The sequence below is a fragment of the Blautia sp. DFI.9.10 genome, assembly GCF_024461705.1.
In the GTDB taxonomy this organism is placed as follows: Bacteria; Bacillota; Clostridia; order Lachnospirales; family Lachnospiraceae; genus Blautia_A; species Blautia_A fusiformis.
Genome location: NZ_JANGAA010000014.1, coordinates 40,174 through 56,720, shown reverse-complemented (window position 1 = coordinate 56,720; position 16,547 = coordinate 40,174). Strand labels below are relative to the sequence as shown.

At 45.4% G+C, this 16,547-nt stretch carries 9 protein-coding genes and 1 pseudogene; all 10 read left to right on the top strand.

Annotated elements, in window-relative coordinates; translation table 11 throughout:
• The first annotated feature begins 1 nt into the window (after nucleotide 1).
• The 10 genes and pseudogenes from rsmA to NE671_RS09775 all read left to right on the top strand — a co-directional run bounded on the left by rsmA (nucleotide 2) and on the right by NE671_RS09775 (nucleotide 16,513).
• Complete coding sequence (rsmA, locus tag NE671_RS09820; protein WP_015526558.1) at nucleotides 2-877, top strand: 16S rRNA (adenine(1518)-N(6)/adenine(1519)-N(6))-dimethyltransferase RsmA; 876 nt, start codon at nucleotides 2-4, stop codon at nucleotides 875-877.
• A 425-nt stretch (nucleotides 878-1,302) separates the two neighbouring features.
• Complete coding sequence (locus tag NE671_RS09815; protein ID WP_015526559.1) at nucleotides 1,303-1,770, top strand: DUF1002 domain-containing protein; 468 nt, start codon at nucleotides 1,303-1,305, stop codon at nucleotides 1,768-1,770.
• Between the two features lie 988 nt (nucleotides 1,771-2,758).
• Nucleotides 2,759-3,661 carry a 30S ribosomal protein S1 gene (locus NE671_RS09810; RefSeq protein WP_256163927.1) on the top strand — a complete coding sequence of 301 codons (903 nt, stop codon included), beginning with the start codon at nucleotides 2,759-2,761 and terminating at the stop codon, nucleotides 3,659-3,661.
• Between the two features lie 29 nt (nucleotides 3,662-3,690).
• Nucleotides 3,691-5,361 (top strand): putative manganese-dependent inorganic diphosphatase, encoded by a 1,671-nt coding sequence (locus tag NE671_RS09805; RefSeq protein ID WP_044961512.1) that lies wholly within the window; start codon nucleotides 3,691-3,693, stop codon nucleotides 5,359-5,361.
• Between the two features lie 13 nt (nucleotides 5,362-5,374).
• Nucleotides 5,375-5,962: pseudogene (locus NE671_RS09800) on the top strand (flavin reductase family protein); the annotation flags it as partial.
• 299 nt (nucleotides 5,963-6,261) lie between these two features.
• Nucleotides 6,262-6,774, top strand: coding sequence for a shikimate kinase (locus NE671_RS09795; protein WP_044961515.1), 513 nt, complete (start codon nucleotides 6,262-6,264; stop codon nucleotides 6,772-6,774).
• Between the two features lie 199 nt (nucleotides 6,775-6,973).
• On the top strand, nucleotides 6,974-8,266 hold the full coding sequence (locus tag NE671_RS09790; RefSeq protein WP_092073580.1) for a UDP-N-acetylglucosamine 1-carboxyvinyltransferase: 1,293 nt from the start codon (nucleotides 6,974-6,976) through the stop codon (nucleotides 8,264-8,266).
• A gap of 1,051 nt (nucleotides 8,267-9,317) precedes the next feature.
• Nucleotides 9,318-10,022 (top strand): DNA-binding response regulator, encoded by a 705-nt coding sequence (locus tag NE671_RS09785; protein WP_256163925.1) that lies wholly within the window; start codon nucleotides 9,318-9,320, stop codon nucleotides 10,020-10,022.
• A gap of 80 nt (nucleotides 10,023-10,102) precedes the next feature.
• Entirely contained in the window at nucleotides 10,103-10,321 is a 219-nt protein-coding gene (locus NE671_RS09780) for a helix-turn-helix transcriptional regulator (protein WP_044961618.1), read from the top strand.
• Between the two features lie 363 nt (nucleotides 10,322-10,684).
• Nucleotides 10,685-16,513 (top strand): SpaA isopeptide-forming pilin-related protein, encoded by a 5,829-nt coding sequence (locus tag NE671_RS09775; RefSeq protein ID WP_256163924.1) that lies wholly within the window; start codon nucleotides 10,685-10,687, stop codon nucleotides 16,511-16,513.
• Nucleotides 16,514-16,547 lie beyond the last annotated feature (34 nt).

Sequence of the window (16,547 nt, the reverse complement as noted above, 5' to 3'; positions counted from 1 at the left end):
TATGGCCAGACCTTATCTTGGTAACCCGAAATATACCATTGAAGTCCTTCAAAAGTATCATTTTGTTTTCCAGAAAAGGTTTGGTCAGAATTTTCTGATCGACGAGCATGTTCTGGAAAAGATCATTGAGTCTTCGGGTATCACGAAGGATGATTTTATACTGGAGATCGGTCCGGGTATCGGAACTATGACCCAGTATCTTGCGGAGGCTGCCAGAGAGGTGGCTGCTGTGGAGATCGACAGTTCGCTGATCCCGATCCTTAAGGATACGTTGAAGGACTGGGATAATGTTTCCGTGATCAATAACGATATCCTGAAAACGGATATCAAAAAGATCGCAGATGAGAAAAACGGCGGTAAGCCTGTGAAGGTGGTTGCGAATCTGCCGTATTACATTACGACTCCGATCATCATGGGGCTTTTTGAGAAGAATGTTCCTGTGGATTCGATCACTGTCATGGTGCAGAAGGAGGTTGCAGACCGTATGCAGGTTGGTCCTGGTACCAAGGATTACGGTGCGCTTTCCCTGGCTGTGCAGTATTATGCGAAGCCGGAGATCGTTGCGAATGTACCGCCGAACTGTTTTATGCCGCGGCCGAAGGTTGGAAGTGCGGTGATCAAGCTGACACGTTATGAGAAGCCGCCGGTGGATGTGAAGGATGAGGGGCTTATGTTCCGTCTGATCCGTGCATCTTTTAACCAGAGGAGAAAGACGCTTGTGAACGGGATCAGAAATTCCGGAGATTTTTCCCTGAGTAAGGAGGAGATCGAGGATGTGTTCAACAGGTGTGATCTTCCGCTGAATATCAGGGGTGAGGCGCTGACACTGGAGCAGTTTGCGATGCTTGCCAACTGTATTTATGATGAGAAAAATTAATATATGATAAATGCAAAAAGAGCCCGGGCAGCTGTTCCGGGTTCTTTTTGCGTTTCCGGACGGGAATGTTGGAGAGGTTTCCTGTCCGGACCTATATATTTGTCATAGAAAGGAGGTTATGTCTGAGGTGTCAGACATAAGTAAGTAATGAAAAATTTACATTTTTTATTTTACTGATGAGATGTTAGGAAAGTTTGTTTAAAATATGAAAATATTGTGAATATATTTTTGGCGATATACATAAAGTCTGAATGGTGTGGGTGGGAATGGGGAAAATTGAGGTTTACAGAGGGGTGGGGGTGTGTGGTATACTGAGGGGCGTCGAAAAGGTAATGATGAGGTAATAAAAAGGCAGTAAAAGATAATTAAAAATAGTAAAAGGTAATTTTTAATAAGGGCTGGTGCCCGTATGGAGGTTGAATATTATGAGAAGATTGAACAAGGTTACAGCTTTGGTTATTGCGGGTGTTATTTCATGTACATCTCCGATGATGGTTATGGCGTCTGATTCCGGTTCTGTTATGAGTCAGGCGGAGGAGATCCTGAAGGATAATGAGGTTGGGTCTCTTGCTTCTGATCCGGATAAGGTTGGGGATATCATTGTTTATGTGAAGGGGCTTTTTGATTCTAACCAGATCACGGATGATGAGATTTCTCAGGGGATCGATGAGGCTGCGGATCATTTTGGGGTGAGTCTTAATGAGGATGATAAGAGTTCGCTGGTTAATATTATCAGTAAGTTCCGTGGGATTGAGATGAGTGATGATCAGATCAAGGGGTATGTGAGTGATGCTTATAGTACTTTGAAGGATATGGGTGTTACGAAGTCTGATGTGAAGAATATTTTTGAGAAGGCGATTGAGTTTATTAAGGGGATGCTTTCACGGCGGTGATGGTGTTTGGATGGAACTTTTGATGAAGATTTAGGACATGGAGTTTTTGTTAGAGGGTGAGGGTTGTGGCTCTTTTGTTGGGGTTGTTGTTGGTTTGTTTGGTTGAGATGTACAATATGTACAATGTTTAGGGCTTTGGTTTTGTTTGTGAATGTGGTGTTTTTATAAATTGGGGGAGGGTGTTTTGAAAAAAAATTGTGCAAATGCGCTAATTGTTTACGAGATGTTCATTGTTTGTTCATATTTGTCTGGTAGTATAGGGATAGTTCGAAAGAACGTTACGAAAGACGCTGTAATGGTGTGTATCTGTATCATTACACATACAATTTTTTTCATAATAATCGCCCCGGTAAGCCACTACCGGGGCACTCCTCGTTTTTGGGCCTTTTTTGGGCTCTTTTTTTGTGGGTGGGAATGGATGGAGGGAGGGACGGACGGACTGCCGGAGGGGCGGCTGCATGGTCGTGCCTGGTGCGGTCGTTTCGCCGGGTCATACTAAGCGTCTGAGTCTTCTGCCGTGCAGGGCGCCCCATAACTCGCCATGTACGCTGATGCGTACCTGGCTCAGACAGATGGGGCTTACTCTGCGGCTTGTGGCCGCAGAGTACCTTCCCGTCAGAAGCCTCAGGCGCTAAGTATGACCAGCGGCTTACTCCGACGCACCGGGTCCCGACCATGTAGCCGCCCCTCCGGCAGTCCGTCCTGTGCGTTGGAGAGAAACAAAAAGGATGCACTACAAAGAAATTCTGGAATCGTACTAAGTCCGTCCTGTACGTTGGAGAGAAATAAAGAAAGCAACAAGGTTGTGATAAATGGGCTGATCTGAGTCCGTCCTGTGTGTTGGAGAGAAATAAAGGGGTTAAGAAATTTCCAGTGCAAAAAATATAGCGCGGGTGGGGTGTGCATGCTATAATGATTAGGATTATAGTGCTGTCGTCTGGTTTGGGGCGGCGGTGGTTGGGTTTTTGTTTGAATGGGAGGTCTGGATATGGCGGAGTCTATGAAGGATTTTGAGAGGGAGCTGGAGGCTTCTTTTAAGAGAATCGATGAGGGGGATATTATCTCAGGGACTGTTGTGAGTGTGGATGAGTCGGGGGTTGTTCTTGACCTTAAGTTTTATGCTGAGGGTTTTATTCCGGTGGAGGAGTTTTCCCGGGTGCCGGGGTTTAATATTAAAGAGGCTGTTCAGCCGGGGGATGAGGTTCAGGCGATGGTTCTTCGCAGGGATGATGGTCAGGGGAATATTCTTCTTTCTAGAGCGGATGCTGCGGATGTGCTTGCCTGGGACAGGCTGAAGGAGCTTCAGGATTCGGGTGAGGTGCTGGATGTTGTTGTGAAGGGGATCGTTAACGGGGGTGCCATTGCTTACGTTGAGGGTGTCCGTGGTTTTATTCCGGCATCCAGGCTTGCTTTGGAGTTTGTTGAGGATACTGAGGTGTTTCTGAATAAGCCGATCCAGGTGCGGGTGATCGAGGCTGATAAGGCGAAGAAGAGGCTGGTGCTTTCGGCGAGGGAGATTCTTCGTGAGAGGGCTGAGGTGGAGAAACGGAATAAGATTTCCAATATCCAGGTTGGCTTTGTGACTGAGGGTACGGTTGAGAGTTTGCAGCCGTACGGTGCTTTTGTGGAGCTTGGGAACGGGGTTTCCGGGCTGGTGCATATTTCTCAGATCTGTGATAAGAGGATTCGGAAGCCTTCTGAGGTTTTGAGTGTTGGGGATAAGGTTAAGGTGAAGGTTATCGCTATCAAGGATGGTAAGCTGAGCCTGAGTATTAAAGAGGCATCGGATCTGATGGCTAAGGAGGTTGAGGAGGAGTCTTTTGAGCTTCTGGAGTCGGGGGAAGAGGCTACTACTTCCCTGGGTGCTTTGTTTGCAAATATTAAATTATGATTATTTTGGATGAAAAAGGATGGATGTGTATGAAAAAACCGGAGAGAATATTTGTAATCGGACATAAGAATCCGGATACGGATTCCATCTGTTCGGCTATTGCTTATGCGGATATTAAGAACAGAACTACGCAGAATAAAAAATATATCCCGAAGAGAGCGGGGCAGATCAATGAGGAGACCAGGTATGTGCTGAACCGTTTTGGCGTACAGCCGCCGGCTTATCTGGGAAATATCGGTACGCAGGTCAAGGATATGGATATCCGGACCAGTCCGCAGGCGGATAAGAATATGTCGCTGAAGAATACCTGGGATCTGATGCAGGAGAACGGGATCGTTTCTCTTCCAATCCGGGATAAGGATGGGTGTCTGGAGGGGCTTGTGACGATTGGTGATATCGCAAAGACCTATATGGATACTACAGACAGTTATCTTCTTTCCAATGCGAGGACGCAGTATCAGAGAATTGCCGAGACTGTTGGCGGTGAAGTGGTGGAAGGTAACGGACACGGATATTTTGTGAAGGGGCGTGTGCTTGTCGGTACTGCCAACCCGAAGATGCTGGAGGGCTACGTTGAGGAGGATGATATGATCATCATGGGTGACCGTGAGGAGGATCATCTTCAGGCGATCAGCCAGAATGTCAGCTGTATCATCGTGGGGCTGAATATCGTGGTTTCCGAGAAGGTTATAAAGCTTGCTCATGAGAAGAATATCGTGATCATCCGGTCTCCGTATGATACGTTTAATATTGCGCGTCTGATCAACCAGAGTATTCCGGTCAGCTTTGTTATGAAGCGGGATAACATGGTTACGTTTAATACCGAGGATTTTACGGATGATATCCAGGATGTTATGATCAAAAACCGTCACAGGGCGTTTCCGGTGATCAATCCTCATGGTAAGTGTATCGGTACGATCTCCAGACGTAATTTTCTGGATATGCATAAAAAGAAAGTGGTTCTTGTGGATCATAATGAGGTGGATCAGGCTGTTGATAATATCGAGAAGGCGGAGATCCTTGAGATCATCGATCATCATAAGCTGGGTACCTTGCAGACCATGACGCCGGTTGCTTTTCGTAATGAGCCGGTGGGATGTACGGGTACGATCCTTTATGAGATCTACGGAGAGCAGAGACTGGAGATCCCGGAAAAGATCGCGGGGCTTCTCTGTGCGGCTATTATTTCGGATACATTGATGTTCCGTTCACCGACCTGTACGCAGACGGATAAGATCGCTGCCAGTGCTCTTGCGCTGATCGCGGGGATCAAGATCGAGGAGTTTGCCCGAGAGATGTTTTCTGCGGGAAGTAATCTGAAGGATAAGTCTCCGGAGGAGATTTTTTATCAGGATTACAAGAAGTTTATTGGTGAGGGTAATGTTTCCTTTGGTGTGGGTCAGATCAGTTCCATGGACAGCGAGGAGCTTAAGGAGATCAAGGAGAAGCTGATGCCGTTTATGGTGAGTGAGTGTGGCCGTCATGATATCACGAGAGTTTATTTTATGCTGACGAATATCCTGGAGGAGTCTACAGAGCTTCTGTTTTACGGGGAGGGCAGCCAGCAGATGGCGGAGATCGCTTTTGAGCGGAAACCGGATGGAGATACTTTCAGTCTGCCGGGTGTGGTTTCCAGAAAGAAGCAGCTGATCCCGGCTATGATGGAGGCTGCTCAGCTGATGAACAGCGATTATGCGTAAGAGGTGACGGAAAATGGCGAAACAGTTATGGAAGCCGGGGAACATGATCTATCCGCTGCCGGCTGTAATGGTGAGTGTTACCGATGGTGAGGGAAACGATAATATCATAACGGTTGCATGGACGGGTACGGTGTGTACCAATCCGGCGATGGCTTATATTTCTGTCCGACCTTCCCGTTATTCCTATGATATGATCCGGAAAACGGGTGAATTTGTGATCAATCTGACAACGGAGAAGCTGGCGTATGCAACGGATTTCTGCGGGGTCCGTTCGGGACGTGATGTGGACAAGTTCCGGAAGCTGAACCTTACGAAAGAGAAAGCGCAGTTTGTTTCTGCACCGATGATCGGGGAGGCTCCGGTTTCGATCGAGTGCAGGGTGCGTGAGGTGAAGGAGCTGGGGTCTCATGACATGTTTCTTGCGGATGTGCTTGCGGTCCATGCGGATGAAGCTTATATGGATAAAAACAACAGGTTTCGTCTTAATGATGCGGGTCTTCTGGTTTATTCCCATGGGGAGTATCTGGCGGGTGGCCGGAAGGTGGGAACCTTCGGCTACAGCGTAAAGAAGAAGCAGATGCAGAAGAAGTTGGATAAGAAATCAGACAGGGAAGCAGACAGGGAATCAAAGAAGGCAGGGATGTCAGAGAAGTTGAAGACGTCGGGAAAGCCAGGGATGTCAGGGAAATTGAAGATGTCAGGAAAGCCAGGGATGTCAGGGAAGTTGAAGACGTCAGGAAAGCCAGGGATGTCAGGGAAGTTGAAGACGTCGGGAAAGCCAGGGATGTCAGGGAAGTTGAAGACGTCGGGAAAGCCAGGGAGAGAGAAACGGTAGGTTCTGCGAAGCTGTAAGGTTTATTGAGATTTGGTGGCTGTTATGCTAAAATGAAAGGATACAGTATGAATAATATTACACTGATAGGGATGCCTGGTGCGGGGAAGAGCAGCATCGGTGTCGTTCTTGCGAAGGTACTTGGGTACCAGTTTATTGACTCTGATCTGCTGATCCAGAAGGCGGAGAAAAGGACTCTGAGTGAGATCATTGCGGATGAGGGTACAGAGGGCTTCAAGGCGATCGAGAATCGTGTGAATGCTTCAATCCAGGTGGAGAATACGGTGATCGCTACCGGTGGAAGTGTGGTTTACTGCGATGAGGCTATGCAGCATCTGAAGTCTGAGGGTGTTGTGGTGTATCTTAAGATCTCGCTGGAGCTTCTTTCCAGGCGTCTTGGTAATCTTAAGGGGCGTGGTGTTGTGCTCAAGGAGGGGCAGACGCTGGCGAGTCTTTATGATGAGCGTGTTCCTTTGTATGAGAAATATGCGGACATTGTGGTGGATGAAGAGGATAAGGATCTGGAGGGGAGTCTCCAGGTTGTGCTTGAGGCACTGAAGAACAGGGGAGATAAGGCGTAACTGTTGGCTTGTGGAAACGGTTTGCTGGAGTGTTTCGGGTCATGGGTTGTGACAGGTTTTCGTCATAAATTGTTTACAAATCTGAAATATGTGTTATAATATACAACTGACCTAAAAAACGGTATTGCGGAACGTTTGTTCCTGCAGTAAATTCAGAGAAAGTTTCTGCTCATAGAGGAGTAAATAATAGAGGTGTGTTATGGAACAGTATGTGATTAAAGGCGGCAATCCTCTGGTTGGAGAAGTGGATATTGCGGGTGCGAAGAATGCGGCGCTTGCGATATTGTCAGCAGCCATTATGACTGATGAAACTATATTGATCGAGAATCTGCCAGATGTTAGGGACATCAATGTTCTGCTTGAGGCGATCTCCGAGATCGGGGCTCAGGTTGAGCGTATTGATAAGTCTACTGTAAAGATCAACGGTTCTACTATCGGCAATCTCAGCGTGGATTATGAGTTTATCAAGAAGATCCGTGCTTCTTATTATCTTCTGGGTGCTTTGCTTGGTAAGTATAAGCATGCGGAGGTTCCGCTTCCGGGTGGATGTAATATCGGCAGCAGGCCGATCGACCAGCATCTGAAGGGTTTCCGTGCTCTTGGTGCGGATGTTGATATCTGTCATGGTGCTATTGTTGCCAAGGCGGAGAATCTGCATGGCAGCCATATTTTCCTGGATGTGGTTTCTGTTGGTGCTACTATTAATATTATGATGGCTGCTTCTATGGCGACTGGTCGTACGATCATTGAGAATGCTGCGAGGGAGCCGCATGTTGTTGATGTGGCGAATTTCCTGAACAGTATGGGGGCGAATATCAAGGGTGCCGGTACGGATGTGATCCGTATCCGTGGTGTTGAGACGCTTCATCGTACGGAGTATTCGATCATTCCGGACCAGATCGAGGCTGGTACGTTTATGTTTGCTGCTGCGGCTACTCGTGGTGATGTTACTGTTCGTAATGTTATTCCTAAGCATCTTGAGGCTACTACTGCTAAGCTTGAGGAGATCGGGTGTGAGGTTGAGGAGTTTGATGATGCGGTTCGTGTCCGTGCGCCGCATGTGCTTCATCGTACGCATGTGAAGACGTTGCCTTATCCTGGTTATCCTACGGATATGCAGCCGCAGATCGCGGTTACTTTGGCTTTGGCTGAGGGTACGAGTATTGTTACTGAGAGTATTTTTGAGAACCGGTTTAAGTATGCGGATGAGCTTTCCCGGATGGGTGCCAATATTAAGGTGGAGGGGAACTCTGCTATTATTGATGGTGTGAGGAAGCTTACGGGGGCGCGTGTGAGTGCGCCGGATCTTCGTGCGGGGGCTGCGCTTGTTATTGCGGGGCTGGCTGCTGAGGGTGTTACGGTTGTTGATGATATTGTTTATATCCAGCGTGGGTATGAGAATTTTGAGGAGAAGCTCAGGAGTCTTGGGGCTGAGATTGAGAGGGTTTCCAGTGAGAAGGAGATTCAGAAGTTTCGGTTGCGCGTTGGGTGATGGTTGGTGACAACTGGTAATGACTGGTAACGATTGATGATAATTGGATATTTGAGTTTTGGGAGAGTTCCCGGGTGTTTGGGCCTGGGAGCTCTTTTTTTGTGGGTGGGGATGGATGGAGGGAGGGACGAACGGACAGTCTGCCAGCGGGACGGCTGCATGGTCGTGCCTGGTGCGGTCGTTTCGCCGGGTCATACTAGGCGTCTGAGGCGCCTGTCGTGCAGGGCGCCCCATAACTCGCCATGTACGCTGATGCGTACCTGGCTCAGACAGATGGGGCTTACTCTGCGGCTTGTGGCCGCAGAGTACCTTCCCGTCAGAAGCCCCAGGCGCCAAGTATGACCAGCGGCTTACTCCGACGCACCGGGTCCCGACCATGCAGCCGCCCCGCTGGCAGTCTGTCCGTTCTGTTTTTTGGGGGTGTGAGGTGAGGTGGTCTGACGGGAGGGTGGTGGGCCATCAGCGCTGCGCTGGATGGCTGCAGGGGCTGAGTTTCCTTGTGGTGTGCCGGGAGGTGGTGGGGCATCGGCGCTGCGTTGGATGTGGGTGGGTGAGTTTTTTTGCGATTTGTCGTGAGGGGATTGGGGATAGAGGCTGTTTTGGATAGGGTGTGGTGTTTTTGTGTAATATTTAAATTTATTTTTGGAGTATTTTGGATTATAATTATGGAAAAAGATGGTTGCCTGATTGGTTGATTGGTTGACTGATTGACTGGTTGATTGATATCCGGAGTTTTGGTGACTGTTTTGTGGAACTTGAGAGATGAGCTTCGGATGTATGCTGATGAGGGTTGAGAGATGAGCTTCGGATGTGTGCTGATGAGGGTTGAGAGATGGGCTTCGGATGTGTGCTGATGTGGCTTGAGAGATGAGTTTCGGATGTGTGCTGATGTGGCTTGAGAGATGAGCTTCGGATGTGTGTTGATGAGGGGTGTGTGATGGGCTTCGGATGTGTGTTGATGTGGCTTGTGTGAGGGCTTCGGAGGTTTGTTGGTTTGGTTTTGAGGGTGGTCTTTTGGGGGCTGCCTGGGTTTTGGAGGGGAGTGGAGTGTATGTGTGATTATGTGGTTTTGCCGCTTTTGAATTCGTCTTTTGAGCCTGGGAGGGCTCGGGAGGTTGTTGAGGGGTTTGTGGATGTGGATTTGAGGAATATTGCGCGGGCTGAGCTTTTTTATTTTACGGGGCAGGCGGAGGAGTGTTGTGAGATCACGAGGGGGTATCTGTCCAGCAGGGTTATTGAGCTGAAGCTTTCGGCGTGTATTTTGTATGGGTATTCTAATCTGACGCTGGGGAATGTGGCGGCGGCTAAGCGGGGGATGGAGGGAATCCAGTCCTGTGTGAAGCTGGCTATGAAGAAGAAGGTTCCTAAGGATGTTTATGCGTCCTGTCTTCTGGCGGGGTATGTGGGGGCGGTTTTGCTTCATCTGCCTACGGATGGGATGCCTGCTTTTGGGGAGTACAGCAGGATGCTTCCTGAGGGACTGAGGCTTTTTGCCACGTATGTGATGGCTCACCATACTTATCTTAACGGGGAGATATGGAGTGCTTATGGGATGGGGAAGGCTGCTTTGTTTATGGCGGAGAGGTCGTATCCGATCAGTATGACGTATATCCACTGTATGATGGCGGTGTGTGCGATCAACCGAAAGCATAAGCAGGAGGCGCAGGAGGAGATGCTCCGGAGCTGGGAGCTGGCGAAGATGGATGGGTTTCTGGAGCCTTTTATTGAGCATCATGGGCTTTTGCGGGGGGGCTGATCGAGGCTTGTATCCGGAACCGGGATCCGGAGGCGTATCAGCGGATTACGGAGGGTGTGATTTCTTTCAGCAGGGGCTGGATGGCGCTTCATAATCCGGAAAACCGGAGAAAGGTTACGGGGGAGCTGTCGACGATGGAGTTTTCTATTGCCATGCTGGCAAGTGGGGGATGGACTAATAAGGAGATCGGAGAGCATCTGGGGATTTCCATTAATACTGTCAAGCATTACCTTACGGATATCTTTTGCAAGCTGAATGTCAAGAAGCGGGATGAGCTGAAAAAATTTATGTTAAAATAGTGACAGAGGCACTTTTTTTTGAAAAAACGGGCCTTACAAAACAACTGGTAGTGTTGTATAATAAATACCACAAATAGTCAGATTTTATTGGGAAATCAGACGAAAAGAACCAGTGAACGAGTAAGTTAAGAAGGAGGAGTTGAAGACTGATTCTCGATAGCATCTGATAATGTCAATATCCTTACCAAAAATGCCTGGTATATTGATATTACAATCACATAAGGGTAAAATATTGAAAAGGTGTAACCTGTTTACTCACCGGCTAAAAACATGAAGCTTTTTTAAGAGAAAGGAATATAAACAGAAGTAAAGTAATAAGAAATACAGTACACGTTAATGCACACATAGGAAAGCGGGAAAGGTATGAAAAAATTAAGGAATAATAAGATCAGAAAACTCCTGGCATTTATGGTGGCTTTGGCGTTGATGGTATCCTGTATGCCGAGTGCATATACGATCTCCGCGAGTGAGGCGTTCGGAGATGGAACGGAGGATATATTTACAGATGGCGAAATTACATCTGAACCAGCGGCCGAAGAATCGACACCGGATGTAAGCAGCGCTGACCAGGAGGAAACGGAACAGGCGCAGCAATCGACACTTACATATGAAAATGATTCTGTTAAAGTAACAGCAGAGGCACTGGAGGACGGAGCTCTTCCGCAGAATACAGCATTGAAGGCTGACAGCGTAAACGAGAATTCCTCCGTATCTTATGATACAGTTTCTCAGAAGCTTTCAGCAGCAGCTACAGACAAGGGCAGCAGCCTGAGAGGTTTTTTTGCGTATGATGTGTATTTTGCTGATGGCGACGGAAACAGAGTCGAGCCGAACGGCAGAGTCAGAGTAACTTTTGAGTACAAGACACCGGCAGCACCGGAGCTTACCGATGCAGCCAGTACGAGTGTAACCGTTGAGAAGCTTCATTATAACAGCAGTACCGGTGATACTGATGTTAACACCTTACAGGCCAACGAGGATCTGAAGGTTCTGAATGTCAACGAGGGCAAACAGATCCAGACACTTCAGGTTGAGACTGGCAACGCAGCTGTTTTTGCCGTTATGTGGGATTCTCCTGAGACAGCAGATGTCGAGACGGAAGCTGTTTCCGGTAATGAGGACGAGGTGCCTATCGCATCAGAGGAGCTTACGGACGGAATGGATATTTCGGACGAGCCTGAGCAGGATGCAGCTGAGACACCGGCAGCAGAGAATCCGGAGGTAACTCCTGAGGCAGAGCCTTCTGAGGAGCCAGCGGAGAATCCGGATGCTGAACCTACCGAAGCGCCGGCAGAGGATCCGGATGTGGTGGAAGAACCGGCAGAGGATATTGCGAGCCCGGAGGAAGTTCCGGCAGCAGATGAGAATGGTGAGACAAGCCTGATCGAGGTTCTGGGAGACGATACGAATCTTCGTGTCAGCCCATCTACCGAGGCAGAGGTTCTGGCAACTGTAAACGCAGGAACACAGCTCACACTTCTGGATACCGTAACAGCAGAGGACGGAGCAACCTGGTACAAGGTTTCCTGGGAAGGAACTGAGGCTTACATAAGAAGTGATATGGCACAGGTTGTTGAAAGCAGTGATGAGGCAGAAGAGCCTGAGGATGTGCAGGAAGAAGAAATTCAGCCTGAGATCACCAGATATGATTACACGAGTGACGAAGTCAATGTTAAGGTTACTCTTACCGATCCGGCAGACCTTCCGGACAATGCAGAGCTTTCCGTAACACCGGTAGAGCTCAGCCAGGAAGCGGAAGACCAGATCACCGAAGAAGCGATTAAAGAAAAGAAAGCCATCGAGAAAATCCACGCCTACGATATCAAATTCCTGGTGGACGGCGAAGAGGTTCAGCCAGGTGCTTCAGTGAAGGTATCTGTATCTCTGAATGATGAGAAGAAGATCAAGGATGCGGATGTATATCACGTAGACGAGAATGATAACGTTGAAAATATGGATGGCAGCGTTGCCAAGAATGGTGATGTTGAGTTCGAGACTACGCATTTTTCTACTTATGTAATTGTCCAGCAGGGAAATGACAACATCGATGTTACTGTTAAATATTGTGACGAAGGTGGAAATGAGATTTATGCAGCAGATGTCAAAACGCTTAATATTGCAGACAGACTTAAATTAAAAGAGCTTGCTAACTGGAATGTTACAAGAGTAAAGGTTGAAACAAAGTCCGGAAATAATTACGAAAAGCATGCTTCAGATGATACAGATGTTGAGAAGTCTATAGAACTGGCTGAGGATGCTACAGTTACAGCTTATTATAAAGCTACAGAGGGAACAACAACTGGAGATCCGACATTCTTTGATTATACGGTTAAGGTAAAAACTGGAAATGGTTACAAGGACAGGACTTCTATAAATAATCCGAACAATTATGAGGATAAGAATAGTCAAAAGTTAACAGTAGGTGGATCTGGCATTAATAGAGAATATTCATATAATTATGATGAGTATACCCAAGTGTGGCAGGATGATCAGAATCAATATCCAAATAGCTGGACTGGATTCTGGGAAAAGAAGGATGGAACAGAAACAGTAAAGGGATTATTAAATAATGTTGACGGAACGAACGTTACATTTAAGTATGCAGACCCAGGATTTTTTAAACAGGAAGATTTATCTGTAAAAGATAAAGATAACAATACAGTATATCTTAGAAAAGTATATAAGAATTATAAACTTAATTTTAGTAGAACTGGAGATACGTATAAGTTATCAACTGTTTATGATGGAAAGGGAGAATGGGCTGCAAACGCTGGTGCTAATTTCTTCCCACTGGATTCTGTTGGATATCAAGCCAATAGTAATGTAGAAGATGGTATGGAAAGTAATGGTGGTGGTGATAAATTCCATAACTATTTCTTTGGATTGCGTTATGATATTAAGTTTACGCTTGGAGATTATATTGGAAATCTTAAGTATAAATTTACCGGTGATGACGACTTATGGGTTGTTTTGGACGGAAAGAAAGTAGTTATTGACCTGGGTGGAATTCATAGTGCAACTACTGGTGAAGTAGATTTGTGGGAGGACTTATTAAATGGTAAGAAAAAAGCAGATTTAACAGATGCAGAGAAAAAAGCTGCGCATACATTAACAGTTCTTTATATGGAAAGAGGAGCTGTCGCTTCCAATTGTGAGATGGAGTTTACGCTTCCAAATGCAACTATTTCACAGGTTACAAAAGATCCACTTGGAACATTAGAATTACAGAAAGTAAATTCTAATAAAGAGCAAGGATTGAACGGAGCCCGTTTTACACTTTACGGAGATTCTGATTGTAAGAGTGAAATTGGAAGTGTAGAATCTGCACGAGTTGATAATGTGGATGGTAAAGTAATTTTCAGAAGTTTAAGAGAAGGAACTTACTATTTAAGAGAAACACAGGCTCCAGATGGTTATGTAAGATCTACGGAAACATGGACTGTAGAGGTAAAGAAAAACAGTGATAATACGGCAGCTTTAGTTACTTTGAAGGACCGTTCCGGAAAAACAGTTGAGGATAAGAAGATTGTTAACCAGACCCGGCAGGAAATTATTGACTCCAGTATGACGACTAGCAAAACGGCTAAAGTGAAAGACTGGGATCAGAGAACCTATGACATTACCATTAACGCAACATCCACAAGTACAAGTTCCATAATTGAAACGAAAACGCCTGTGGCAGATATCATGTTGGTATTGGATGTGTCCGGATCGATGGGATATAATATTACTTCTGATTCGTACACATATGTTGCTGATAATACTCCTGAAGCAAGGGATAACAAAAGGACTCTTCGTCGTGATAAAACGTATTATATTAATGTGAATGGTTCTTATAAGGAGATGAAGTATAGTAAAGGAGATATATTTACGAATCCAGGATGGCGTGTGAAAACCGGATATTATTCATCAGATGATGCAGCGGATTCTAAATACAATAATTGTAAAATATATACAAAAACTAGCTCAACAGAAACCCGGCTTAATGCACTTAAGAATGCTGTAAATCAGTTTATAGATGATACAGCGAAGAAATCTCCGAATAGTAAAATCGGTATTACTGTATTTAGCAGTACTAACAATAAGAATAATAATAAACCATATGGTGATCATGGAAAATTTGTAAATCTGGAAAAAGTAGGTGATGAAGATAGTGTAAACGTAAATGCGCTTAAAGACTTCGTTAATAGGTTGAATGCGGAGGGAGGTACGGATCCTGCGGTAGGACTTAAGGATGCAAAGAACAAGTTGGATGCTATGGATGATGAAAATCCTAAGTATGTGGTTCTGTTCACCGATGGTAAGCCAACTGGAGACGGTTCTGATTGGAATAGTACTGCACAAAAAAATGCTGAAACTCAGGCAAGCGAATTAAGAACAGGCCGAAGAAATAATGTGGATAATGCAAAAAATCCATATACAGTATACACCATAGGCTTTGCACTTAATGATGAAGGAGATCGCGCGAAGACGTTCTTGTCTGGTGGTGATTATAATGGCAAAACGTATCCAGGAATTGATTCATCAAAAGATTGCGCAAAAACAGCAGATGATGCAGCATCGCTTACACAAATTTTCCAGAGTATCAGTAGTACAATTAATAAGAACGTTGACATTACCGGTGCAACAATTACTGATGTGATCGACAGTAGATTTGAAATTGTAGATAATAATGGTGGAAGTGTAACAAAGCGTGATGACGGTACTTATCAGGTACAGTGGACTGATCAGACCATTAAACACACGACAGATGGTACAAATGGCTGGAGTAGAACCATTACTGTAAAAGCAAAAGATAGTTTCATCGGTGGTAACAATATTCCTACCAACGTCTCCCCTGATTCTAAGATTAGCGTAGGAGATTTGGAGAAAGTATTGAATCAGCCTACGGTTAATGTTAAGGTGAATCTGCTGATTCAGGACAAAGAAATCACTATCTACAAAGGGGATACAATAGTACCAGAAGTAACTGATATTCAAAATGCGATGTTTAATACTTCAGGTGCTACGTCTTATGCAAATGGTACGATAAGCGCCGATGATGCACACGATCGAATCACATATAAGTGGTACAAAATAGGTGCAAACGGAAGTAAAGTCGAGATTGCAGAAGATGAAGTAACGAACGTAATACAGACAGCACCTGCTGATACTACAGAGTATTACCTGGAAGTGATTTATAGCCCCGCTGAAAAGCCAAGTCCTGATAGCAATACCAATACTACCACTAGTGATGAAAAAGTACATTCTGTGGGAGATGAAAAAGCTCATAATAAAAATAATGAGAATTTATATGGCACTTATAAAATCAATGTCATCAGCGGTCAGATTCAGATTACAAAGAATGTAAAGGAAGCATCTGACACAGATAGAACATTTATATTTAATGTGAATGCGAAGAAAGGTCAGAATGTTTCAAAGAGCCAGGTAAGTGTAACAGTTAAGGCCAATGAAACAAGCGGAACAGTTACGCTGCCGGATCTTCCAAGAGGAGAGTATACGGTAACAGAAGACAATGCAGATGGATATTCCATTCAGGCATTCGATATTTTTACAGATGACAGTCAGACAGATTGTGAAAGCGCTAGATCAGATGCAGATAAATCACTTACGTTTACACTTGGTAATAATGTAGACAAAGCAAATGTTATTGCAACAGATTACACGTATACATCTGGTGGTGTAAAAGGTGTTGCATCTTACACAAACGAAGCAGTAACCAGTCTGGATCTGAAGAAAACAGATACAGATAATCATTCTTTAACAGGTGCTAAATTCAAATTAGAGATGAAAGATGGTAACAGCTGGAAATCTCTTAAGAATGACATAGAAGTAAATAATGGTGCTTCAGACATTGAACTGAATAATCTGAAGACAGGTATCTACAAGCTGACAGAAACAACTGCTCCAAAAGGATATTCATTATTAGGTAGCAGTATTTACTTCAAAGTCGAAACAGGAAATGTAACGCTTGTTGACGAAAATGGCGGTCCGGCACAGGATAGTAATATGTGGTCACTGAATACGGAGAATAAAGTATTAATAATTAAAAACACAAAACTTTATTCCTTACCAGAATCCGGTGGACCGGGAACCTATGGATTTACAATCAGTGGTGTAGCGATTCTTGCAACTGCACTCCTGTTGTTTATAAATAATAAACGAAGGGAGGAAGAAGCAAAGAGATCGTAACACATTAATTGTAAATGGCCGATGAAGGGCGAAA

Coding starts and splice junctions, on each gene's coding strand:
- NE671_RS09795 (WP_044961515.1), top strand. CDS start 6,262: ATGAATAATATTACACTGATAGGGATGCCTGGTGCGGGGAAGAGCAGC.
- NE671_RS09805 (WP_044961512.1), top strand. CDS start 3,691: ATGAAAAAACCGGAGAGAATATTTGTAATCGGACATAAGAATCCGGAT.
- NE671_RS09780 (WP_044961618.1), top strand. CDS start 10,103: ATGGCGCTTCATAATCCGGAAAACCGGAGAAAGGTTACGGGGGAGCTG.
- rsmA (WP_015526558.1), top strand. CDS start 2: ATGGCCAGACCTTATCTTGGTAACCCGAAATATACCATTGAAGTCCTT.
- NE671_RS09775 (WP_256163924.1), top strand. CDS start 10,685: ATGAAAAAATTAAGGAATAATAAGATCAGAAAACTCCTGGCATTTATG.
- NE671_RS09815 (WP_015526559.1), top strand. CDS start 1,303: ATGAGAAGATTGAACAAGGTTACAGCTTTGGTTATTGCGGGTGTTATT.
- NE671_RS09790 (WP_092073580.1), top strand. CDS start 6,974: ATGGAACAGTATGTGATTAAAGGCGGCAATCCTCTGGTTGGAGAAGTG.
- NE671_RS09785 (WP_256163925.1), top strand. CDS start 9,318: ATGTGTGATTATGTGGTTTTGCCGCTTTTGAATTCGTCTTTTGAGCCT.
- NE671_RS09810 (WP_256163927.1), top strand. CDS start 2,759: ATGGCGGAGTCTATGAAGGATTTTGAGAGGGAGCTGGAGGCTTCTTTT.